Source organism: Paracoccus sp. Arc7-R13, assembly GCF_004010775.1.
GTDB classification, from domain to species: Bacteria; Pseudomonadota; Alphaproteobacteria; order Rhodobacterales; family Rhodobacteraceae; genus Paracoccus; species Paracoccus marcusii.
Genome location: NZ_CP034814.1, coordinates 14,291 through 36,899, shown reverse-complemented (window position 1 = coordinate 36,899; position 22,609 = coordinate 14,291). Strand labels below are relative to the sequence as shown.

Genomic DNA, 22,609 nt, shown 5'->3' with positions numbered 1-22,609 from the left:
ATCTTTCATTTCATATCCGCCAACAGACCTGATCGGCCCTGTCAAAAGACAAGCGCCGCCTGCGGCGTCGTCTCCACCGGGGGCCGTGTCCTCGCGCTTTGCGCTGCGGGCCGCACCACCCCCCGGCTCCGATCCTTTGACAGAACCGCCCAGGCCCGTTTGTCGGGCTTCGCCCTCCTCACTCTGTTCCGCCGAATACATGCGTATTCGTCAGACCAGACCGACGAGGCGCAGCCCATTGGCGGAAGGAGGCACCAAGCCCCCACGCCATCGCCACGAAAAGGAAAGATCACATGACTGCCATTTCCGCAACCTACTCGCCCGAAGACAACAAAATCCGCCTCTATCCGTCCACCCGCCTTGATGCCGAAACCTACGAGCGGGTAAAGGCCGCAGGCTTCAAATGGGCACCCAAACAGGAGCTTTTCGTTGCCCCCTCATGGTCCTGCGCCCGTGAGGATTTGGCGCTGGAACTGGCGGGCGAGATTGAGCCGGAGGAAATGACTCTGGCCGAACGCGCGCAGATGAAAGCCGACCGGCTGGACGCCATCGCGGACAAGCGCGCCACGCAGGCCAGCGCCTTTTCCCGCGCCGCCGACGAGCTGTCGCGCGCTTTCGAGTTCGGGCAGCCCATCCTTGTCGGCCACCATTCCGAGCGGAAGGCCCGCAAGACGCAGGAGCGGATGCACAACGCAATGGACAAGGCTGTAAAGGCGCACAAAGCCATCGGATACTGGCAATATCGCGCCGAAGGCGTCGAGCGCCATGCCAATCGCAAGAACGATCCGAAAGTGCGCGCGGGCCGCATCAAGACGCTTCTAGCCGAACTGCGCGACCTACAGCGCAAATTGAACACGGCGCACAAGGCGCTTGAAGTGTGGGGCAAGCTGACGACCGACAACCTGATCCGCCTTGGCTTGGGTCGCGGCGATCTGCATTCCTATAACCTTTATTCCGCCGTTGAGAGTGGCGAGATAACCCCGCAGGAGGCCCGCGAAAAGGCGATGGCTGGAGCGCGCGCCACCATCGAGAGCGACAACCTGGGCCGCTGGATTGCGCACACCCTGAACCGTCTTGCATATGAACGGGACATGTTGGGCGACGTGCCGCGCTACGAAGGCGAGATTTCCCCGACCCTGCTGCAAATGTTCGTCCGAGAGCATGGCGCGGACAAGCCGAAGGGCGCGAAGGTCGATGCCGACCTGTTCACCGTCGAATGTGCCGCCCCCCTGCCCGCCCACATCGCCCAAGGATGCAGCGTCAAACTTTCCGCCGACGAATGGCGCGATCTGATGCAATCTTGCGGCTACCTGCCCCCGGCCAGCAAGCCCGCCAAGCCGCCGATCCTGAATTTCAAAGCCGAGAGCGGCACAATCTCTGTCGTGAACCCTTGGCGCAGGGAAGCCGAGAACCTGCCGCAAGTGGAAATGACCAAGGCAGATTATGCCAAAATCCACACCGAGCAGCGCGGCACCCGCCTTTCGACCTGCGGCAATTTTCGTGTCAGGATTGCCCCGAACCCGAACCACGAAGGCCCGCGCTATATGGCCGGATGGGCTGCAATCTTTATCACAGACCAAAAGCAGCACGACGCCCCGGCCAGCGTTCAAGACATGGAGGCCGCAGCGTGAAGCGCCCCGCGATTTACACCCGTCCCGCCAAGCCCCTGACCATTCCGGTCAGGGCACGACGGGACGCGCCCGCCCTCGCAATGGCAGAAGCGCCCGAAGTCATCGCAGTTGACCGCGCCACGGAATGCCACGTCACGCCCGACGACGTGGCGCGGCGCATGGTGGGTTATCTTGGCCCGGTTGGAGATTATCTGACGCTAGAGCCAAGCGCCGGGACCGGCCAGCTCGCGCGCGCGTTGATCGCCTCCGGCCACAGCGCGCAAGAACTGACGATGATCGAACGGCATCACAAACTTGCCGCATCGCTTCGCAGCATCGGCCCGACCATTAACCGTTGTTTTCTGGAATACGCCGACGAAGTGAAAGGCCGCACTGAGTTTCCCCGCATCATCATGAACCCGCCGTTTCGTGATGTGCGGAAGCATGTTGCAGCGGCTTTGACCCTTCTAGGGCGAGGCGGCCACGTCGAGGCGGCAAATTTGGTAGCCCTGGTGCCGGTCACGTTCGAGCATCCCGAGGCCGAGCATCTGGAAACCTTGCCGCCCGACACGTTCAGCACCGCGCGAGTACGTACCAAGATTGTCAGAGTGCGCCGCGTCTAAGCAGCGCCAGAGGGGCCGGGATCGGCCCCTTCTCGTTGAGAGGGTATGGTGTCTGGTTGCGGAGGCACCTGCGGCGCCCCCGCAACCAGACCTTGCGCTATCCGCGCCGGAGGCCGGTTCCGGCCAAGAACCGAAAGGCGCGGCGATGCCGCGCCTTGTGCCTCTTTTTAAGGTCGAGCTTCCGAACAGAGCCCGGTTGTCCAGCCCGCAAGGGAACGACCTTGGGAGTGGACGCAGCGGGCCGGAGCAGGCTGTAAGCAAGACCAAAGGGATCGAGCGTCAGCCTGTGGGCAACCGGGCGGGAAGTTAGAGCGCGCCAGTGCCGAAATTACTGCTTAGTTAAGTAACGCTGATGAATGATATGGTTATCTGTAAGCGTTTTGCACGCTCTATCATCTGTATACCGTTGTTTTGCGGTAGCTAACGACAGCATTTCCTCTCTGGTATCTCCAATGGTATTCTCTGTAATAGATGATCCAAGCCAATAACAATATTCACTGTCTGCAACTAGTGCGCCTTTTTCAGCGTCTCTATAAGCGTTAAGCCAAATCAAACATGAAACAAGAAACGCAACACCAAGGTATAGAAAATAAATTAAGCCCAGCTTAAAAATCTCGTACACAACGAAAGACAAGATCGAAAAAGTACCAAATATTCCTGCTGCGGCAGAGAAGATCAATACCCATGCTATTTTATTATTATTGAACCATGGTACAAAATCAAAATAAATTACAATTCCGCATAAAAGAAACAAAACAGCTACAAAGATAAGCCAATTCCTTATTGATTTGAGTGCGGGAATGTCATAGCTTGGAACTTGGTGAAGGTGGATTAGACCAGTAGAAAATTCCATTAGCACAAGAAGAAAAAAGGAAGTCAAAAGAGATAAGGTAACTATTAGGAAAAATGTGAAAGCTTCAGCAAATCCTCCAGAAAGCATATCTTTGTAACTCCCGCTTCCAAGCGAGGCAGCGATTATATAACAAAGAGCAGCTAACGTCGTACATAAGCTAAAATCTCCCAAATCAGGTTGACGTTTTTCTGTCGAAGAGGAGGATGGATTTATAGTATTCAAGTGGACACCCTAGGAAATAGGCCAGAAGAACTGCATTAAGTCATGCTGCACTAAAAAGGCATGGCTTCTCCAAGATTTCTAGAGCGAATCCCGCCCCATGGCCGGGACCGCGCTCTAGGCTTGGCCGGCAAGGGCCGGCCTGCGCCCCGAGCCTATGCCCCTGCCCTTCCTTTGCGCCTGGTCCTGCCCGCTTGTCTCGTTCCGAGCCTGCCCGTGCAGGGGCCCAATAGTCAGGCCAGCGGCATAGTCTCGGCCCTTCGGGTCACGATCGCTCGCGCAAGGCCGGACCTTCCCACAGGGCGGCTCGCTTCCCTTCGCTCTATGATGGCGCGTCCAGCTCGCCACCCTGCAAGGCCCGCCGCGAAGCGCGGCAGGCTGGATAGCTCCGGCCTAAGATAAAGGATTGAGAAAGCCCGGCTGGTCGCCGGGCTTGTGTTTGATCCTGCGGACGGGCCTGGGGATCGACGCGGGCCAAGGCCCGCGCTCACCCCCACCCCGACGATCTTTCATTTCATATCCGCCAACAGACCTGATCGGCCCTGTCAAAAGACAAGCGCCGCCTGCGGCGTCGTCTCCACCGGGGGCCGTGTCCTCGCGCTTTGCGCTGCGGGCCGCACCACCCCCCGGCTCCGATCCTTTGACAGAACCGCCCAGGCCCGTTTGTCGGGCTTCGCCCTCCTCACTCTGTTCCGCCGAATACATGCGTATTCGTCAGACCAGACCGACGAGGCGCAGCCCATCGGCGGAAGGAGGCACCAAGCCCCCACGCCATCGCCACGAAAAGGAAACGACAATGACTACTTATCGCTTGGGTTCTTCCCCCGCAGTCCACACCCCCGGCATTCTTGCATGGGCAATCAACGGCTATGCGTTTCAACAGGATCGTCAGCGGCTACTCGATCTGTTCTGCACGACCTTTTCGAGTGTCCCGTCCGACGCCTTCGAGAGCCTGTTGAGCAAGGCCGTGCCGTACACGGTTGATGGTGAAACTGTCGTTTTCACCGTGGAGGGCTGAAGATATGTCCGCACAGCCCTATAAGACATGGCGTTTGTTCGATTGTTCCGCCGACGCCATTGCCTTCCGCGGAGAGCATGGCACCGGAGGCTGGATCTTTGTCATTTCCGACAGTGACGAAGCCGTGCTGTTTCCTTGGCAGATGACCCCTAAAGACATTTTCGAGTCCGTCTTTGTCGCGCATCGCGAGGGGTGGTTGATCGGAGCTGACAACAAGCGTCGGCCTGACCGTGAAATGCGGGACCTTCCGAACGCCACGCCTCTGTTGGGTCGGATTGTGCGCCGCAGTCCGCAAGCCACTGCCTCCTAATCATTCAGGCAATCCAGTCAGCCCGCAAAAGGCGCGGGCTGACGCTTCCCGAAATGGGGCCGCGAGAGGATAAACACATGAGCAGAATGATTTTGGAACAGCGTCTTGCAGAAGCGTGGGCGCTTGTCAGGAAGGGCGATACCTTTGGTATCGGACGCCGCTTCCTGACGCAGCATGGGGCCGGTTGAAACCCCCCCCCGGCTCGTCCTGCCCTCACAGCCGGGCGAGGCATCTAACACCTAAGTACCCGTGCAGGGTCGAGCAAGCCGAGCGGTTGCCCCTTTCGCACAGGATCATGTAATTCCCGCGAACCCTATTTTTGTGTTCGTTATTCAGAAGTCTGTTGGCCCCTTATGCGAAAACGCCCCATCCGTAGTCCCCTGCGCCGTCGTTTGCGCCGGTCTGCCTTGCCGATCCTGGCCGCACTGGCTGCGCTGGCCGTCATGTCTCAGGGTGACTATGGCGATTTGCTGGACGATCTGACCGGCAAGGCAGACCGGCGCAGCGCCCCTTCTGCTGACGGATCGCGAGTAATCGAGGGCATTCCGCGCATTGTGGATGCAGATACCTTTGTCATCAGCCTCAAAACTATCCGACTGCATGGAGTTGACGCGCCGGAGGGCGATCAGCTTTGCCGGGATCGTTCTAGCCGGTCATACCGCTGCGGCGACATGGCGACACGCTGGCTAACTGAGTGGATTGGCGATCAGCCCGTCCGATGTGAACAGCGTGATATGGATCGCTACGGGCGGGTGATTGGGCAGTGCTTTGTCGGGGAGGAAGATATGAACGCCGCGCTCGTTTACTCAGGCCAGGCCGTCGCCTATCGCCAATATAGCGGTGAATACATTGCCGCCGAGAATGCTGCCCGCAGAGCCAGGCGCGGCATTTGGGAGGGGAGTTTTGACATGCCGTGGGACTGGCGGCGCAGGTAGCGCGTGTCCCGCGAGGTTGACGCATTGCGACAAATCACGCATTGCTGATACCAGACAGTTTTCCTCGTGGCGAGGAAACAACTTGCCGCCCCTTACGGGGCGGTTTTTTTTTGGGTGCCAGTGTTCTTACCAGTGCGAGGGCGGTTTTCCACCCTGGCCCTTGGGCCAGGGCTTGCAGCCGCCGAGCCGGACGCGCCTTCATGGAGCGAAGGGAGGCGAGGCGGCTGTGGTAAACCGCTGGCGCGGCCGATGTAGTTAGGCAAGATCCGTGTGGGAGAAGTCGTTGCCTTTGTAGAGCAAGGGCACGGCATGGGACTTGGCACACGCGTAAGACAGTGCGTCACCCATGTTTAGCTGCGCCGGATGCCCTACTAGCTTCCCATAGGTCGCAAGCGCCTCGATCGCCGCATTTCCCATGGCTGACGAAATCATCATTTCCTGTGCTTGGATGGCTTCAAGCAAATCGTTGACCAGCTCTGCGGCAATCTTAAAATCTTCGGCCGTCGCCGGGCCTGCGCTTCGCGCATCCCGGCGTATCCGGGCAACGGCAAGAGTCGCTTCAAGCCGAACGACTGGCGACACACGGAGCTTCCCACGCGCCGCCTCCATCGCCTTCAGCAGAGCTGGAGCGTCTGGTTCATTTTTTAGGACGGCGACAAGGGCACTTGCATCAACGAACATCAGTCTTCATCGCCCCATATAGCGTCCATGAAAGCTTTGTCATCGGCACTGTCAGCTACGATGCCCAAGGCCGCTGCGCGGTTCTGGATACTGGCGACTCGATCAGCGAGGCTTTCCTTTTGCGACAATGCAGAAATTTGGGCGGCCAGTGCTTGGCGCACGGCTTCGCTCTTGTTCCTCACCCCAGTTAAAGCGCAGTATTTCGCCACAAGGTCGTCAATTTCATCGCCTTTGATGAGCATTGTCATAAGTATATCCCTGCCTGTGTTACCTATATATACCATGCGGTATATACTAGTGCAAGACAGGCTATAACCCTGTTGGCTTACAGCATCGTCAATGCACGTTGCTCTTGGACGGTCATGGGTTCTCTGCCCTGGGAAGTGGGCGAGATGGGAATTTGCGTTGCCATGTCTCGATAAGGAATAGGGCAGCGGTGCTTGCTGCATGGATTGATAATCTGGCAATCCGCGCATCTATTCGGGCAAAGCCTTTTTCTCTGCCGTGTGCATCCCCGCCATGCGTGCGAAGCGCCCCTACCCCTGCAATAACCGTGGCAAGCCCTGACAGAATTTGCCGTACATCGCCTGCTATCAGAGGGTCTATGTCTGAACGATCAGGAGACAAGCCAAGAGGTTGCTTCACCGCGTTATAAAGGCCCTGCACGTCTTTTTTCGCAGGTAGTGGTTGCCCTAGCTCGATGAGAATGGATCGACATACGCTTTCCACAGTGCTGCAGGCTGCAGTGACGGCATCCTCTGGGTCAGTCTGGCTGCTGACTAGCGCGCGATCTAGATCCCGGCTCACCGTGTCGAAGTCGATTACTCCGGACAGTCCGGCCAGTTCTGCAATGACGGCCCCGCCCTTACCAGCTTCGATAAGACGCATCCGCCCGCCATGTTGTTGAACCTCATAGCCGTCGAAGCCTAGCGCGCGGTTGAGAAATTCGAGAACAAAGGCATGCCGCTCTGGGTCATGAAAGAAGTCACGGGGATCAGCTGATGCTTCAATGATCCTGGAAAGCTTTAGCTGGGCCTCCGGGCTGTTGTTAAGCTCGGTAAGGCATTGGACAAGGGAAGGTACGCGAGAGCCATCAACCTCAAACGTGACGTTGCAGCTCCGCATAAATTTCTCAATCTTGGCGGCGCTGCGATAGATGCCAATTGGGGGTGTTCCGTCGCCAGATACGCCCCCGCTTATTACGTCAGCAATTGCATCAATACTCTGAATTGACAGCGGAAACGGCATGGGGGAAACCTCCTATCTGGCTGTGCAGACATTTGCGAGGCTTTCTGCTTGAAGTTGGGCAGCCACGTCACCTACAGCGACGTTGACCCCCCTGCCCCCGAACAGCATGTCCATAGCTGTATTCCAGTTCTCAACATTGCCAGTTGGAACGGCGGCGGCCCCGATGATCGGAAGGTTCACCGTATCATCACCCTCCGAAACTGTCAGTTGTCCGGTTTCGACACGTTGGCCGCGACGTTCGACAAAGAGGTAGTTTTGCGGCGGTGAAAATGCCCCCTCGGGGTCGCATACGACTGTCATGCGAAGATCAGTGGCAGCAAGACGATGGACTACGAGGCTCTTGTCCTTTGTCACGTCCCATTGTTCGGCGCCCGCTGGCACGGCGGCTGCAGCAAATAGTGCGGCAATGGCAATCAGGGCCGAGTTTGACATTTTTCTTCGCTCCTTGAGGGATACGGCAAGCATCACTGAGCTTTTGTCAGCTCAGAAATGATGCGTCGGGCACTGCGATTAAATGCGTGTTGAACAGCATTATAGGCGATTTCACCGGGCTGTTTTACACCGAGGGGATCAAGTTTCTTCGACCATTTGTTGAGCAAGGACGAGGACAGCTTGCACTTCACCCGCAGAGTATAGTCGATCGGGCGTGAGCGAGTAGGCGCAGGCCATAGCGGTTTGGCTTCAAAATCAGCATCCGTGACGATCATCTTGCGGGCTGCAACGCCGACCAAATCAGGAAGAGCGGCCCCCGTTGCTTGGCAACATTTTTCCGCCAGTTCCCTCACCTTGGGCTCAAAACCCAATCGGATTGTGACGAACTGCGTGTCCGCTGCCGCCGAGGGGGCGGCATGACGCGTCGTTTCTTCGGGCGCTAATGGGGTATCCCCCTGCCCTCTCGTGAGATTGCGCCTTGAGCCGGTCTGTTCAGTCTTACGGGTCTGCTTGTCTTGCGGCTCTTCAGCCGCTGCTGGCGCATGTTCTGGTTTCTGTTCGACGGCTTCTGCTTTCTCTTGCTCTGGCAAGGGTCGAGTAGAGGCATTGGCTTCACCGTCTATCTCGCTCTTTGTGCTGACCTTCTCGAAGCTAGGTGGGTCAGGCAACTTAGTGCCTTCTTTGAGCTGCAAGCCACGTCGAGGGGAGCGATCCGTGCGGGGGGGCGGCAGACTAGCCATTGACGGTAACCTCCTCAACTGCGGTTAGTAGTTCTTTCGCCTCGTCCATTGCCTGCGTCATGTATTTTGGCATGACTTTTCCAACCGACGTTGCTTCGACGCGTTTAGCGTATTCCCCTAAAAGAATGCCCTGATCGGTCTGGTTATACACATTGCGCTCTTGCAGGTAGAAGCGCAGCATTCTGTCATGACTTGCAATTTCATCAAACAAGTCACGAAGCGAAGCAGGATATTTGACGCCTGGCTTAATCTGATTCAGTAGGAACATAATTGGCGGCAACTTGGACGGGTCAACTACGGCATCACGCAAAGCGACGTATCGTTTGTAGGTTTCCAACTGCACTGTAAAATCGGTTTCAGAAACCTTGACGGGTATGATTACCCTATTAGAAAGCTCAATCACATCATCTACCCAATTCACAAGGTCGCCTTGGGTGTCAATGATGCAGTAGTCTATATTTCCCGTTTCATCGGCCTCGATGATATGACGTTCCATTTCTTCAGTGTTGGCACAGTGAAAGGCAGTCACGCTTTCTGCCGAGGTCGGATCGTTCCGCATCAGCTTTTGATAAAAGGAGTAAGTGCTTTTGTTTGGGTCGCAGTCGAGCATCAAAACGCGCTTACCTTCGAGAACGGCTGCGGATGCAAGAACGCGGGCGACAGTGCTTTTTCCTGCGCCCCCTTTTTGCCCGATCAGTGAAATTACTTTCATCTTCTGTCCCTCACGTCGCTATTTGGTGGCGTTGCGTGATGCCACATCGCCACATTACCGCTTTACCATATCACCACTTCGCCATGTTGCCATGATGCCGCGTCGCCATGATGCTGCTTCGCCATATGACCATATCGCCATAATGCCGGATAGCCATCAAGCCGGAAAACCGCATCGCCGCATCGCCACTATGCCATGTTGTCATATCGCCACAATGTCGTATCGCCGGAATGCCACTGCGCCACTTCGCCTAAATGCCACATAGCCGCTAAGCCGCTATACCGTAGCGCCGCAATACCGCTACGCCATAGGACCATATAGCCGCAATGCCGCTTCGCCGCTTTGCCGGAATGCCGCAATGCCGCAGCGCCACTTTACCGGATTGCCGGAATGTCGCTAAGCCATGTTGCCACTGTGCCACTTCACCATATCGCCATATCGCCATATCACCATGTTTAGGCTGTTTCTGTTGGCGTGGAGCCCGCAATCTGTTGTTGGTTCGGATCGCCAATCCAACCCATAGCCTAAACGCGCCGTGTGGGCGGAAAGAACCCCTGGCCGCACCCACCCTGGCTGGCAGGTCCGGTATGGGTACTCAGCGGCCCTCCTGTGGCCTCTGAGAAGGGTCTGCGCCTGTTGGGAAGGGTGCGGATGGGCAATAGCATGGCTCACCCGAGAGGCTGCAAGGCGCGATCTGCGATGCATATCGCGGCTTCGGGCTGATCGCCCGAACCTGTCCGCCCTGGGGGCGGCCACCGAAACGGACTTCAACCATAGGGCCTTTCCGCGGGCATTTTCTTGCCAGCGGTGCGGAAACGCCCTATGGTTGAATGGAAGAATATGGCGGGAAATGTAACATGTTAACTTCGCCACCATCTAAACGGCCCCAAAGGCGTTTAAATGCTGACGAAAAGCGGCGACTGGTGCAGGATTTGGCGAAGAACATCTCGACAGATGAGCTTGCCAAAACCTACGGGATCAGCCGCCGCGCCGTTCAGATGATTGCGGCCAGGCTGCATCGCGATCCGATAGCAAGGATCGAGACAAAGGTTCTTGGTGTTCGCTTGGAAAGCGACGAAATGCGCGCCCTTGATGTTCAAGCGGGGCGGTTCGGCATGACCCGAGCAGCATTTGCAAAGAAGGCTCTGCGTCGTGCATCGGGCTTTTTTGATCCAGACGATGACCTGATTGAGATCGGAGCCGAGCTATCTAAGGAGGTTCGCCGCGTTGGCAACAACCTAAATCAGCTTGCCTATCACGCTAATCGTAAGGCGCTTGTCTCCGGCAGCGCAGAAATTTCGCCACATGATCTGGCTACAATCGTCGCCATGAGGGATGAGCTTAAGGCTGTATCTGACCTCGTTTCAAAGCTAATTGTGACGAAAGCCCGCCGCCGCAAAGCTCGCCTTGATCAAATTTTGAAGGCGCTGGACTGATGGCACAGCGAAGCAGCATCGTCACCAATTTCCTTGATGATCACCATGTCCGGTCTGGTCGGAGGGTCAAATCTGGGGGTGGGGGCGGCTCCGTCACGCGGCTTCTTAGCAATGTTCGCAAGGCAAACACTCCCCAGGCTGTGTTCAAGATCATCCGCAGCGGAGGATGCTACAACCGTGCCGACATAAAGGCTCAGATGAATTACGTCTTGGGAAAGTCGGATCACGTTATCGACCCTAGTTACCGGCACGATGGCGGCAAGGAGCTGACAGGTCGTCAGGTTTCACGACTTGCTACCGATTGGTCTGAGGGTTGGCGCGGTAAGATCGAGAACGGGAACTCGATGCACTTGATGATGTCATTTCCCAAAGGGACTGACACCGAGAAGGTTAAAGCCATCACGCGTGGAGTATGTGATGAGCTCATAGGGCAAGGATATGGCCGTTGGAATTATATCGCTGGCATACATACGGATCGTGATCATCCGCACGCCCACATTATTGTAGACCGGCGCAATCAAGAAAATGAGCTTTTCTATCTAGAAAAAGACGGAGAGCTTTCTTATGACCGCTTTAAAGATGCGATGGTCGAATGGGGGCGGGCGGCTGGAGTTGAAATGATCAACACTAGTCGGTTTTCGCGTGGCATTACCGAGGACGCGCTTAGCTCGATAGATTTACGAAAGAGTTTGCGCGGTGAATTGATCGAGCATGGCAAGTCCCCTTATGGTCATGACCCTAAGAATACACCAAGTTATTACGTTAAGCTGGCTACTGAAAATGGTATTAAGGAAATGTGGGGCAGTGGCTTGGGTCGGGCAATGGCCGAGGCAAATGTCGACACAGGACAAACCATTGCAATCACCAATCGAGGGAAAGAAGTTACCAGCTTTACTAATCGTGCCGGTAAGGACGTGGCCTTTACTCGCACGCAATGGGAGGTCCGTGCGATTGGACCTAGCCAGACCCAAGATCGCGCGGCCGAGCGCGTGGACAGCGATTTTATCAAGCAAAGACTGTCCGAGGTTGCAGACACATATCGCAGCCTTGGCAGCATAGCTGACCGACTTGGGAATACCCTTACGGCAAACGCATTGGAGCGCATGGCGCAGCAAATTGAGAAAGGTGAAGACATGAGCGATAGGGCAGGGGCCATTGAGGCCAACCCGGCATTGGAGCGGGACGTCGATCAATTCGAGGCAAAGCTAATAGCATTGCGCTCTACGATCAAAGAAATCGACCGCAGCATTGATCGAGCGCCACCTGAGCAACGGGCGCAAATGGATAAGGACGTGGATGACATGCTGCGCAGCGTCCGAGAGTTGAATCCTCTTGGGGAGCAGACCCGCACCCTGACTAGCCCTGCATCTGACAGCATCTATGCCGAAAAGGTGGCGCGCGACATGCAACGTGATCTGGCGCCGGACAGGCTGGAAGCTGCCCTGGAAGGTAGTGGCATTGACCCGCGGGAGGTTTCAGCGCGCATTGAAATGACTGCCACCACGGCGGCGCTGGAAAGCCGGTGGGTTGAACGAGACTTGCATGCCGTCGCTGACAAGAACGGCTATGACCTCGCGACCAGTGAGGGGCTGGAGAAGGCTCGTGATCATGTCAGCGATATTTATGACAGGGTTGAAGACGCGCTACGCGATCAGAGCATTGACCGCACTGAGGCAGTCGATGTGCATTCGACTGGCGAGCGTCAGGACTTTAGACGCCTTGTCCAGCAGTTCGAACGGACTGATTTCAACTGGCCTTATTCAGAAGACAGCCAAGCGAGACAGCAGGGGCAGAACGAGGTCGCAGCAGCCAGCGACGCGTTCACTGATTTTGCTGACAGGTCGCGGGATCATGCGGAGCTTGCCTCCGAGGCATGGGACCGGAACGCAAATGACGCGCGCGGTCCCGAAGGCTATGTGCCTGCGACAGAACGCAGGATGCCTGACGAGGATATTCAGCGAGCGTTCACAGCTATCCAGATGGATCGTGTGCGAGAGCAAGAGGAACGTGCAGCACAGAGTCAGGAGCGCGATAAAGCCGCCGCACTCGATGAAGCCAAGCAACTTGCGGCGAGAGGTGGCAACATGACTTTTGACGAGTCGCGCCGGCTTGTCGATGCAGTCGAACGTGCGCTTGGGCAGGATGCAGTTCGTGACATGCAGAACGGAAGAGCGCCCGACATTCCAGGAATGGGCACGGCTCAGCGGCATGACTTTGCCATCGCTTACCTGAAGGCTGACCAGAATATCGGTAGCAGCCGTGATCACTCCCACGCAATCGCGCAACACAATGTTGCGGCCGTCAAGCATGAGCAAGCCCTCCGTCATGAGCGGCGTGGTCATGAGCAAGACGGTCACGATTTTGGATAAGGAGTAATCCCATGACCAGACTTGAAGGCAGGCTGCGCCAACTAGTAGGGGTTCTCCTTATTGGTTTCTTCGCTTTTCTGATTGGCTACGTGCTGGCGTCGGGTCTCGCCCAGTACCGCTACGACTTGGCCGAACTCGATCTCTTTTTTATCGCTACGCAGTACAGTGACATCCAAGCGCGTGATCCACGCGGCTATGTCCTAATAAACTTTGTGGTCATTGCAACCACCCTGGCGGGCTTCATGCTGGCTGCTAAGGTGACGACAGAAGACCTTACACGCTTTGGGAAGACGAGCTGGCAGACGAAACGGCAAATGAAGCGCAAACGCTTCTTAACCAATCCCGCCAAAGGCTTTGTTTTGGGAAAGACGGGTGACCCAGGCTCAAACCAACCCTTTATTGTATCTGCCGAGCATCCACATGCCCTAATCGTTGCGCCTACGGGACGTGGTAAGGGCGTGGGCTTCGTTATTCCCAACTGCCTAACCTATGCAGGCAGCAGCGTAGTGCTGGACGTGAAAGGCGAAAACTTCGAGCTAACGTCACGCCACCGGAAAGCGCGGGGCGATACGGTCTATCGCTTTGCACCGACCGATTGGGAGTCGCCGTCGCACCGATACAACCCCCTCAAACGCGTCGGCAAGATGAAGAACCCTGCGCAGCGCATGATGGAGCTTCAAAAGATCGCCAAGCTGTTCCTGCAAGCCGGGCAGGGGGCAGAGGAGTTTCTACCGGGCGCGACGGATATTTTTGTCGCTTGCGGGATGCTGGCTTATGAGAAAACCCGCGTCACGTTGGGGGAGATTTACCGCTATGCGGTTCAAGGCGGGGAGACAAAGACGCAGTACGCTTACTATGCCCGAATAGCGGAAGATCCTGCCACTAAGATGATGTTCAACAAGCTCGCGAATATCACCGAACGCACCCTGTCGGCATACCTCTCAGTTCTCAGCAGCTCGGGCCTTGGAACGTGGGCAAACCCGCGCATTTGCGCTCTGACTGATGATAGTGATTTTGAGTTTGTGACCTTCCGCAAAAAACCTCAGACTGTTTATCTGGTTGTGCCGCCAGATGACGTTGCTGCAATCGCACCGCTGATCAGATTGTTTTTTTCCGATCTCATTTCTTCATTGCAGGGGGCTGGCGAGCCAGGTCCGGACGAACCCTGGCCGGTCCTAATCATGCTGGATGAGTTCGACAAACTTGGAAAAATGCCGATCGTAGCTGAGTCGATCAAAACTCTGCGGTCATACGGCGGCAACTTGGCAATTGTTACGCAGACGGTTCCAGCGCTGGACGAGATCTATGGGCAGAATGTCCGCCTGTCGCTCCAAGGTGGCGCAGGGATAAAATTATATCTGACGCCTTCTGAGGAAAAAACGGTGTCTGACCTGTCTCGTGCCACAGGCATGACGACGCGGCGGGTCGTCAGCAAGAGTCGGACTATTGGTCAAGGTGCTTTCAATGGCGTCAATGTCAGCGAACGAACAGAAGAACGGCCTTTGTTGTCAGAGGATGAAGCGCGCCGGCTGCCCAAGGATGACGTGATTATCATTGTTGATGCCGACATGCCGATCCGGGCAAAGCGTATCAAATACTTCAGTGATGCAAAGTTGAAGCCCATGTTCGAGGCTCAAACCGGTCCTATGCCGATGCCTCCGCATAACCCTGCTATGGATAAGTACGTTTTCCCCGACATTGGCTTGATGGAAGCGGACGCCGCCCGCGCGGCAGAAAAAGCTAGGGTACGCTTGTTGCCACCCCCGGAGAAGGTGGATGCCGAGGCGTCACCTGAAATCGTTGAGCCTGTTGCGGTCGGGAAGGATGCCAGCGTTGAAACCGCTGACAGAACGATCGTTCAGGACGTCGAAATTGCAGCGCCTCAGATCGTAGAGCAAAACGATCCGGCTCCGGATGATAGGCCCAGATCATCACGCAGGTTGGCTCGAAAAGCGCCTTCAGCTGACACTTCCGTTTCCGCTGTTCGCTCGACACGGAGGCCACAACGAAAAGCGGTGGCAACTGCACAATTAGATTTGGCCTTAAAGGACGTGCCCGACACTCCAGAAGCCCGCGCGGTCGTTGACCGCACGTTGAAGAAGGGGCGATCAATGCTGGACGATCTGCGAGACAAATTCACTGATATGGACGTAATATCTCAGGTTGAGGTTTGACGTATCAAGTACCTACCCGAACAAAAAAAGCCCGCCGTTAAGGCGGGCTTTTCTGTTATGGGATCAGGAACGGTCCCGGAACCTATTTGGCATGTTAAGTTGTCGCTGCACGCTTGGCTGTGCCTGATGCGGGGAGGCGGGGCTTGCCCCCGTACCCGGTCCGGGCCCAGGTGCGGGAGGTGATGACCCTGCATTGCCGCCGCTACTGGCACCGCGGAACGATCTCGACAGAGCTGCAGGGCCTGCCATCGACCCGGACAGGTTGCGATACACGCCAGCAGTAACCGCAGCCGCCGCTAAAGGACCAACGGCCGCAACCATCCCGCTTAGGCCGCTCACAATCATCGGTATCAGGACAATGGTGAAAATCATCATAAAGAGGATCGTCAGAAACGGGACCAAGCCAGCGATGGATTCGATGTTTGTTGGATCAAGGTTATCAACAACACCTTGCGTAAGCCTGATCATTGAACCCAGCACAGCGGCGATGACGATAGGATAAAGAACGTAACTTAGAGTCGAGCGAAGCCACTGAAAAAAGAAGTCGGACGTCGCTTTGAAGACTGAAAGACCAATAAAAATGGGCGCGAGGCCAAGATGGATCGTGATCATGACTAGGGCGAAAATCAAGATCAGTCCCGCCACTGCCGCCGTGAGGGAATGTAGGATGAAGAAAATGCCGCTCATTACGGCACGGCTCATGTAACTGAGGTTGTCCATTGTCGTATTGGCGCTGGTTGCGAGGCGGTCCAGCATATCATCGAATGAGGCTGCAAGACCCATGTTCGGATTAGAGCTGCCTGACAGCATGGCGCCTGCAATTGAATCCATGCCGTTTATGACCGCACTGGCTATGGCATTGAATTGGCTCCACACTGTCGCGAACTGGAAAATTAAAAGCAACTTTACGACCAGTATCAACAGATCTCCGACAGGCTGTGGCCGAATTTGCAGGAGCGCATTGATAAATACGAGGATGATAGCCAGCGATGCTGCTACTTGGAGTGTGTCACCGATAGCTGCGGCGGTAAGGCCAAACTGCGATTGCGCGGCGTCACTGAGTTGCTGCTGTCCAATTTCCACCAGTTCCGAAACTATAGGCATTATAGGACACCACTTTCTTTGCAGATTGTCCGCACTTCGGAGGATAGGGCATTCGTGGCCCTGCTGTTTTCAAGCCGAACGCTTGCCCACTCATCGAAGTGTAGCCCCTCAAAAACGGCCATCATTTCATCGAGCGCGCTGTCCCAATCCGAGAAATACATGTCGCACGAGCAGGCTTGCTCAGACACAATCCGCTCTGCGTTCTGGCGCCTGTAGACTGATAGCAGGACAGAATTCGCTTGATCCGGGTTGGCATTGACTGGCGCGTTTCTTGGGTTTGGAAGAACAGGACGTGGTGGGATTGAGCAGCCGCGTTCTGAAATTTCTGGATTTCCTGCGCTCTGCGTGTCGAAGCGCAGAAACTTACGTTCCTGATCTTCCGTCACCTTGTCTGCGTGGGCAGTAGCGGCAGTAGCGGCAACTGCGATAGCAGCGAGAACAATAGACTTCATCATCCCGCTGTTCCCTTCGCTGTCGGAAGGTAAAACTCGGCAATGCCGCGCTTTCCGTCTTTCCGACCTGTCTGAATGATGACGTCGATAGATCGGGTGATGTATTCACGAATTTCCGAATAGCTCATGGGCACATCTGATCGGCCCGCTTTCATGGCAAGGGCATCTAAGGCCAAGGTTGGCGTTTCGGCATGAACGGTAGTCGCTGAGCCGCCATGCCCTGTGTTGATAGCTTCAAGGAATGTCATCGCTTCCTTGCCGCGCACTTCGCCAACGATCACTCTGTCAGGCCGCATTCGGAGCGAAGAAATCAGAAGCGCGTCAGGCGATCGCACGTCGCTGTTCCTGTCGGCAATCAAGGACACTGTATTAGGTTGGCTAGGCAGCAACTCAGCGGCGTCCTCAATAGTGATGACCCGTTCAGTTGGAGGAATGAAGGTCATGATTTTGCGAAGGGCTACAGTCTTGCCCGTCGAGGTTCCGCCTGACAGGACCATGTTCAGCTTTTCACCGACACAGAACTCTAGGGCTTCATCGAGGGTGCCCTTTTCTGCGATTTCTTTGAGCTGCAGGTTTCGTGCAGCGCGCTCCTCATCCAATGATCGCTGTTCTCCATAGAGATAGTCTAGTTTGACCTCATCGAGGGGCAGGGACGAGAAGAAGCGCATTGCGATAGCATGGCCTGAGAGTGCCGCAGGTGGTGCGACGACCTGGACCCTGATCGGACGGCCGAGATACTCAATAGAAGCCGAGATAAGGGGTTTGGCTTTGCTGATGGTCGCTTGGGCCTGGCCGACGATACTAGCGGCTAAGTCAGCCAGCACATTTCTTGACAGATGCGCCTCACACTTCCGCATGAAGTGGTCACCACGAGTTTCTGCCCAAACTGTTCCATCAGGGTTGATGCACAGCTCCACAAGGTCATCGCGCGTGACTACATCGCCTAGCGCGGCCATCGCCTGATTAAAGTAGCTGTCATCTTGCATCAGAAAATCTCCAGATCACGGTCAACCATGATCGTCACACGGGCGCCTTGGGCGACACGGATAGTTGGCTTGATGCGTAGGGACTCACTCAGCACGGAGGTTGTTGCGTTGGTTAGGTTCTGCCCTACGCTATCCGCCATGTCATTTGCGCGGTCATCATCCGTGTTTTCCGTCGCGAGTGCCGGAAGGATCGTCAGGAAGCTAACGAGAGCCGCCGAACCAAAACGCTGACCGAAATGATTGTTAACCCGTCCCGTAAGCCCGGACTGTCCTATTTCATCGCCACCATAGGCTGAAATTGTGACGGACTGATTGTCCGGCATGATGATGCGTTCCCATGCCACCAGCGCGCGGCGCTGGCCCAATTCCACGCCTTCAGAGTATCGTCCGATCACTTGCGATCCCCGAGGGATCAAAATGCGCGTCCCGTCATAGGAATGCACATCCTCGCTTACGACCCCCCTAATCGCACCGGGAAGCTCCGAATTAATCGCAGTTTCCAAAATAGCTTGGATCATCGTTCCTTGCGTTACAGTGTTTGCGGGGTTCACTATTACGGAAGCCCGCTCGACCTGCGCCGGCCTTCCTGCATCGCGCACGAACGCCTCGTTATCTGACAGCCGCGCTTCACGCTGTTCAGCAGCACCGGAGGCTTCGCCACCGCCTCCACCGCTTCCCCCAAAGGCAAGCATACCCGAAGAACGGCGACGTTCCTGTTGCTCTTGGGCTAGGCGTCGTGCTTCTTCGGCTTGTCGGGCACGATCATCTAGCGCGGCATTGCCGGACTGGTCGTAATTGTCACCCCCACCAGACAGCCGGGCAAGATCCAGCTCGCTTTGCAGTCGTTGCATTTCACGCGCATGGTCCTGCGCGATCCGCGCCGCTTCCGAGTCACGTTCCGCATCGCGAAGACGCAGTGCTTCAAGTTCCTCTGCAAGCTTCGATAGCCGGTCATCATCCACAGGGGTTTCCGTGACGACTTCGGCATTATCTGTTTCGCTGGCTGCATCCCGCGCCGCAATCTCAGCCCGCAACGCTGCAAGTTGTTGCTGCATTTCTTCATAGCGAGGATCAGGTTCTGGCTGCTGCGGCTCCTCCGGCTCCGGCTGCAGGTCTGGTTCAGCGCCTTGGGCTACCCGCAGATGGCCGTAGGCGCTTGTACCAATATTCTGGAAAGGGTCAGACTGTCCTGTGCGAAGGCTGGAACCATCCGTTGAAGACTGTGAAACTGTATAAGCAGCCAAGCCTAGCCCGCAGATCGCAATCAGTCCCGTGACCAAGATCGCAGGTGACCGTTTGCTCTCAGTTTTTTTTGCACCCTGACTCTCAGCCTCAAGCGCCTGAAGGCGCTCATTGAGCTGTTCTTCGGGATCGCCCTCAGTGCCTTGCGCGCCTTGCTGTTGATCGACTTTTGCGTTGCTCGTGTCGTCAGTCATTTGCTGCCTCCAAGCCTCGCAATCGTGTTTTCGGTTTCCCCGGCCCGCAGCACCCAATACTGCGAGACACCCGAAACCCTGATTGTGCCATCGTCCAAAGTTTGGCTGTTCACAGTGCGCTCCCGACCGCCCGAAACGCGGAAGATTGCGGGCAGCGAGGCATTCCGCGCGAAACGGAAATACGTGAACGTCCCATCATCGAATACTTCGCGGGGCGTGATTTCAGTCAGCCGGTTCGCGCCGTATGTGTCGTACGGGGCAGTTGCGACAACTTGCTTGTTGGCAGGAGGCGCAGAGCGAGTGCGTGGGCCATCGAACCGAACAACATAGTGCGTCGCAGAATTGGTTTCTGTGACCGCAAAGTAGTATGCCCGCTGATTGGTATAGACGATGATGTTCGTGGTGACGCCCGACATCATGGGTTTGACGAGCATTGCATGGCCGCCAGGAACCGCGTCGAACTGGAATCCTTCGGTATCACCCGCAGCGATTGATATGATTTCCTCGCCCAAGCCAAACTCGATTGAGGTGACTTTCATGATCGTTGTATTGATCCGGTAAACCTGCCCATCGACATACTGAGCTAAGCGCACCCGACTATCATGTGCGCCCGCGCGGGGGGTAACCTCGGCTTGAGCCACAGTCGAAAAACCGGCGAGGCAGAGTGCGGCGAGGAAGCTAGTTTTTTTCATTCCGTGAACCTTTCCGACGAGACCACGTATTCCCGCACCGAAAAACCGAATGGGTTTTGCCACAGGGCTTCGAGAGTGCGCTGTTCTTGAGGCTGGAAGTTGAAGACAAGCGACACAGTGAATGTCCCTTCGGTCGTGCCGTTGGGCGTCACGAGCCGCTTCACAATCCGGGCCGTTGCCCTGTCATTGCTGAGAGGGGTGACGCTGATAACCTCCACATCCATACGGGAGTTCTCACCGTAGAGCGTCGGGGGGAAATCTGGATTATCCGCTGTCCACTGTTCGACTAGGGAGCCGCGTGCATTACCTTCAGAGCGATTGAGGAGCGTCTGAACGCGCTGATCGTTATCGATCCGATTGTAGGTTTCCCGGTCGCGCACATAGGCGAAAACAAGAGATTGCACGACTGCCTGCTGTTCATTCAGGCTGATGGTTCCCACGCTTGCCATTGGCAGCGCCATTCCAGTTGCAGGGTCAAATGGCACGAGGGCGGGTGCAGGTCGTTCGGTAAAGACTGCGACTGCGGCAGCAGACAAGCACCCTATGATGCCAAAGCCCCAACCCGTGAGGGCCAGCTTGCGCCAGAAAGTTTCGCGCTTGCGCGCACCGAAAATCAGCTCTTCTTCGATAATTTCCTTTTTTTCACGTGCCATTATTCGATGTTCCCGAACGTGAGGAACGCGCGCTCTTCGGCCATCGTGGCAGCATCCATCATCCCTGCCATGCCCGAATTTACTGCGGTTACAGCTTCAAGTTCGATGAGCTGCGACAGCGCAATGACGACTTCCGCATTTACGCGCGTGTTAAGGTCAATCGACGCCTTTAGATCCTCTGTCTCGCCAATCATATCGACCAGTGCACCTACGCGGCCGAGGCTTTGTGCGGTGTTTGCATGGGCGCTTTCGCCCGCTGCGGCGACGACAGCTCCTCCGGTTGCCGCGGATGCGACACGCCGAGCGCCTGGCACACTTGATCCTGCCAGTTCCTCAACGGTGCCCTCTCCAAACCCTGCGCTTTCCAGGGCTGCGGTCATAGTGGTCCGCATGTTCACCGATCGCGGGCCAGTCAGCCCGCTCCAGTCACCGTTCATTCCGGCCAGGATCGTCCCGAGGACGCCGCTCATGTTTCCTTCCAGCAGGTCATTCAGATCGCCGTCCATGGTCAGCCCGACAATGTCGCGGGCGCCAGTCAGGGAGGCATAGAGATTGTTGGCGGTCTCTAGGTGCCCTTGAAGAAGGGTCACTTGAGAAAGAAGCTGGTCGAGCTGCGCGTTTTGCAGTCCGGCATCTTCAAGCATGTTTTGAAGTTGCCGGATGGACTGAGCGATATTCTGAGTATCTACCGTCGGAACGCCTTGCGCGTAGGCTGCATTCGAGTGTGCGTAGGGCAGAACCGTTGCAGCCACGACAGCAATAGCAAAAGCTTTTGGACGAGCGAACTTTCTGAGGTCACGCATGGTCATTCTCCAAATCTTAGGAAACGGCGCTCTGAAGCCTGTTCGGCTGCGAACTGCATTGCTTCAGCACTAATAGGTTGTGAGTTCGCTGCCCGCAGACGGGTCAGCAGAACCATGACGCGCGCGGTTTCAGCGCGCATGTATGCATTGAGGGCCATCGCCTCATGCGGTGTGTCTGTAGCCTCAATCCGCTCTATTATGGCGCGGACGCGTACGGCTGACTGACGCACCATTTCATAAGCATTGTCGCCATAGAGCATCGCGCCATCGCTCATCATGGCAGTGTGCGCGCCAGCCGCTAGAACAGGCTCGATCGTGCCAAGAGCATCAACACCGCCGATTTGCGCCAGATACTCGTTATACTTGGCCGGGATGACCTGGACGTAGTGCCGCGTCTCGTTGAATGGCGGGACGCCGTTGTGACGCCGAACATTTCCAGGGCCTGAATTGTATGCTGCCAGTGCCAGAACAATGTCGCCATCAAACGTATCAAGCTGGGTTGATAGATAACGTGCGCCACCTTCCGCCTGCACGTAAGGATCACCGCGATAGGTTTCACCAATCCCTAGATCGACTGCAGTAAGCGGCATAATCTGCGTGAGGCCATAGGCCCCGACAGGTGACTCAGCGTGAGGGTTGAACCGGCTTTCCTGCCAGATCATGGCTTGCAGCAGTGCGCGCCATTGGACCGGCGACAGACCTGCTTTAGCCACACCGGGACGACTGTAGGTGGCTTGGGCAGCCCGGATGATGACTTGCTCGACAGTCACCTGAGCATCACCAAAAAGTTCCGGTGTGGCTGTATTGGCATCCTCGGCGGAATAAAGATTGGGCGCTGCTGAGGAAGGAGTTTCCCCTTCTTCCAGATCAGCAATCATGTCTTCTGAACTGCCTGTCGGACGAGTGCTGCCAATGATGGCATCAAGCGCGGCAAGCTGTTCTTCATGCAGCTGTTCAATTTCCTCAAGCCGCCCTTGTTTATTGCGCTGGCGTTCGAGGTCAGCAAACTGCTCCGTCAGGATTAGGAGGTTCTGCTGTAGCTGGTTGACGTCAATTACGGGAACGCCTTGACCCACGGCGATCGTGCTTGTGCACGATATTGCCGTTGCCAGCATGACTTTAC

At 56.2% G+C, this 22,609-nt stretch carries 23 protein-coding genes; 8 read left to right on the top strand and 15 right to left on the bottom strand.

Annotation, left to right across the window (positions count from 1 at the left end):
- Nucleotides 1-293: 293 nt before the first annotated feature.
- Complete coding sequence (locus tag EOJ32_RS18860; protein ID WP_127899879.1) at nt 294-1,631, top strand: DUF3560 domain-containing protein; 1,338 nt, start codon at nt 294-296, stop codon at nt 1,629-1,631.
- On the top strand, nt 1,628-2,233 hold the full coding sequence (locus EOJ32_RS18855; protein WP_127899878.1) for a methyltransferase type 11: 606 nt from the start codon (nt 1,628-1,630) through the stop codon (nt 2,231-2,233). Before EOJ32_RS18860 ends, EOJ32_RS18855 begins: the two co-directional genes overlap by 4 nt.
- A gap of 328 nt (nt 2,234-2,561) precedes the next feature.
- Here EOJ32_RS18855 and EOJ32_RS18850 read toward each other — a convergent pair whose 3' ends face one another.
- Nucleotides 2,562-3,308, bottom strand: a complete 747-nt coding sequence (locus tag EOJ32_RS18850; RefSeq protein WP_127899877.1) for a hypothetical protein — start codon at nt 3,306-3,308, stop codon at nt 2,562-2,564.
- Nucleotides 3,309-4,101: 793 nt separating this feature from the next.
- Here EOJ32_RS18850 and EOJ32_RS18845 point away from each other — a divergent pair.
- The 3 genes from EOJ32_RS18845 (at nt 4,102) to EOJ32_RS18835 (ending at nt 5,568) form a co-directional block, all read left to right on the top strand.
- Nucleotides 4,102-4,323, top strand: a complete 222-nt coding sequence (locus EOJ32_RS18845; protein WP_127899876.1) for a hypothetical protein — start codon at nt 4,102-4,104, stop codon at nt 4,321-4,323.
- Nucleotides 4,324-4,327: 4 nt separating this feature from the next.
- Nucleotides 4,328-4,633 (top strand): hypothetical protein, encoded by a 306-nt coding sequence (locus EOJ32_RS18840; RefSeq protein WP_127899875.1) that lies wholly within the window; start codon nt 4,328-4,330, stop codon nt 4,631-4,633.
- A 407-nt stretch (nt 4,634-5,040) separates the two neighbouring features.
- Nucleotides 5,041-5,568, top strand: a complete 528-nt coding sequence (locus EOJ32_RS18835) for a thermonuclease family protein (protein WP_164871511.1) — start codon at nt 5,041-5,043, stop codon at nt 5,566-5,568.
- Nucleotides 5,569-5,823: 255 nt separating this feature from the next.
- On the opposite strand, the gene EOJ32_RS18830 is transcribed toward EOJ32_RS18835, so the two are convergent.
- The 6 genes from EOJ32_RS18830 to EOJ32_RS18805 form a co-directional block, all read right to left on the bottom strand.
- Nucleotides 5,824-6,249 carry a type II toxin-antitoxin system VapC family toxin gene (locus tag EOJ32_RS18830; protein WP_127899873.1) on the bottom strand — a complete coding sequence of 142 codons (426 nt, stop codon included), beginning with the start codon at nt 6,247-6,249 and terminating at the stop codon, nt 5,824-5,826.
- Nucleotides 6,249-6,497: a type II toxin-antitoxin system VapB family antitoxin gene (locus EOJ32_RS20205; RefSeq protein WP_046001866.1), complete on the bottom strand. Its 249-nt coding sequence runs from the start codon at nt 6,495-6,497 to the stop codon at nt 6,249-6,251. The genes EOJ32_RS18830 and EOJ32_RS20205 overlap by 1 nt, the downstream gene beginning before the upstream one ends.
- A gap of 112 nt (nt 6,498-6,609) precedes the next feature.
- On the bottom strand, nt 6,610-7,497 hold the full coding sequence (locus tag EOJ32_RS18820; RefSeq protein ID WP_127899871.1) for an abortive infection family protein: 888 nt from the start codon (nt 7,495-7,497) through the stop codon (nt 6,610-6,612).
- Nucleotides 7,498-7,509: 12 nt separating this feature from the next.
- Entirely contained in the window at nt 7,510-7,962 is a 453-nt protein-coding gene (locus EOJ32_RS18815; protein WP_127899870.1) for a hypothetical protein, read from the bottom strand.
- Entirely contained in the window at nt 7,962-8,669 is a 708-nt protein-coding gene (locus EOJ32_RS18810; RefSeq protein ID WP_127899869.1) for a hypothetical protein, read from the bottom strand. Before EOJ32_RS18810 ends, EOJ32_RS18815 begins: the two co-directional genes overlap by 1 nt.
- Nucleotides 8,662-9,381 carry a ParA family protein gene (locus tag EOJ32_RS18805; protein ID WP_084693958.1) on the bottom strand — a complete coding sequence of 240 codons (720 nt, stop codon included), beginning with the start codon at nt 9,379-9,381 and terminating at the stop codon, nt 8,662-8,664. Before EOJ32_RS18805 ends, EOJ32_RS18810 begins: the two co-directional genes overlap by 8 nt.
- Before the next feature lie 923 nt (nt 9,382-10,304).
- Between EOJ32_RS18805 and mobC the strand changes: the two genes are divergently transcribed.
- Genes mobC through EOJ32_RS18790 form a run of 3 tightly spaced genes read left to right on the top strand, consistent with a single transcriptional unit; the run spans nt 10,305 to nt 15,360 of the window.
- Complete coding sequence (mobC, locus tag EOJ32_RS18800; RefSeq protein ID WP_052715390.1) at nt 10,305-10,817, top strand: plasmid mobilization relaxosome protein MobC; 513 nt, start codon at nt 10,305-10,307, stop codon at nt 10,815-10,817.
- The gene (locus EOJ32_RS18795; protein WP_127899867.1) at nt 10,817-13,186 is read left to right on the top strand and encodes a relaxase/mobilization nuclease domain-containing protein; all 2,370 of its coding nucleotides are present in this window, start codon (nt 10,817-10,819) and stop codon (nt 13,184-13,186) included. Before mobC ends, EOJ32_RS18795 begins: the two co-directional genes overlap by 1 nt.
- A gap of 11 nt (nt 13,187-13,197) precedes the next feature.
- Nucleotides 13,198-15,360: a type IV secretory system conjugative DNA transfer family protein gene (locus EOJ32_RS18790; protein ID WP_052715391.1), complete on the top strand. Its 2,163-nt coding sequence runs from the start codon at nt 13,198-13,200 to the stop codon at nt 15,358-15,360.
- Nucleotides 15,361-15,423: 63 nt separating this feature from the next.
- Here the strand turns inward: EOJ32_RS18790 and EOJ32_RS18785 are convergent, their stop codons facing one another.
- From EOJ32_RS18785 to EOJ32_RS18750, 8 genes are read right to left on the bottom strand one after another with little or no spacing between them, the layout of a single operon-like run.
- Entirely contained in the window at nt 15,424-16,443 is a 1,020-nt protein-coding gene (locus EOJ32_RS18785) for a type IV secretion system protein (RefSeq protein ID WP_164871510.1), read from the bottom strand.
- Between the two features lie 20 nt (nt 16,444-16,463).
- Nucleotides 16,464-16,919: a hypothetical protein gene (locus EOJ32_RS18780; RefSeq protein ID WP_127899865.1), complete on the bottom strand. Its 456-nt coding sequence runs from the start codon at nt 16,917-16,919 to the stop codon at nt 16,464-16,466.
- A complete protein-coding gene (locus EOJ32_RS18775; protein ID WP_046001869.1) occupies nt 16,916-17,902 on the bottom strand; it encodes an ATPase, T2SS/T4P/T4SS family in 987 nt (328 codons plus the stop codon). The genes EOJ32_RS18780 and EOJ32_RS18775 overlap by 4 nt, the downstream gene beginning before the upstream one ends.
- Nucleotides 17,902-19,338: a TrbI/VirB10 family protein gene (locus tag EOJ32_RS18770; RefSeq protein ID WP_127899864.1), complete on the bottom strand. Its 1,437-nt coding sequence runs from the start codon at nt 19,336-19,338 to the stop codon at nt 17,902-17,904. The genes EOJ32_RS18775 and EOJ32_RS18770 overlap by 1 nt, the downstream gene beginning before the upstream one ends.
- Nucleotides 19,335-20,030 (bottom strand): TrbG/VirB9 family P-type conjugative transfer protein, encoded by a 696-nt coding sequence (locus tag EOJ32_RS18765; RefSeq protein ID WP_127899863.1) that lies wholly within the window; start codon nt 20,028-20,030, stop codon nt 19,335-19,337. Before EOJ32_RS18765 ends, EOJ32_RS18770 begins: the two co-directional genes overlap by 4 nt.
- Nucleotides 20,027-20,683 carry a virB8 family protein gene (locus EOJ32_RS18760; RefSeq protein ID WP_127899862.1) on the bottom strand — a complete coding sequence of 219 codons (657 nt, stop codon included), beginning with the start codon at nt 20,681-20,683 and terminating at the stop codon, nt 20,027-20,029. Before EOJ32_RS18760 ends, EOJ32_RS18765 begins: the two co-directional genes overlap by 4 nt.
- Complete coding sequence (locus tag EOJ32_RS18755) at nt 20,683-21,492, bottom strand: type IV secretion system protein (protein WP_084693960.1); 810 nt, start codon at nt 21,490-21,492, stop codon at nt 20,683-20,685. The genes EOJ32_RS18760 and EOJ32_RS18755 overlap by 1 nt, the downstream gene beginning before the upstream one ends.
- Nucleotides 21,489-22,601, bottom strand: coding sequence for a lytic transglycosylase domain-containing protein (locus EOJ32_RS18750; protein ID WP_127899861.1), 1,113 nt, complete (start codon nt 22,599-22,601; stop codon nt 21,489-21,491). Before EOJ32_RS18750 ends, EOJ32_RS18755 begins: the two co-directional genes overlap by 4 nt.
- Nucleotides 22,602-22,609: the final 8 nt, after the last annotated feature.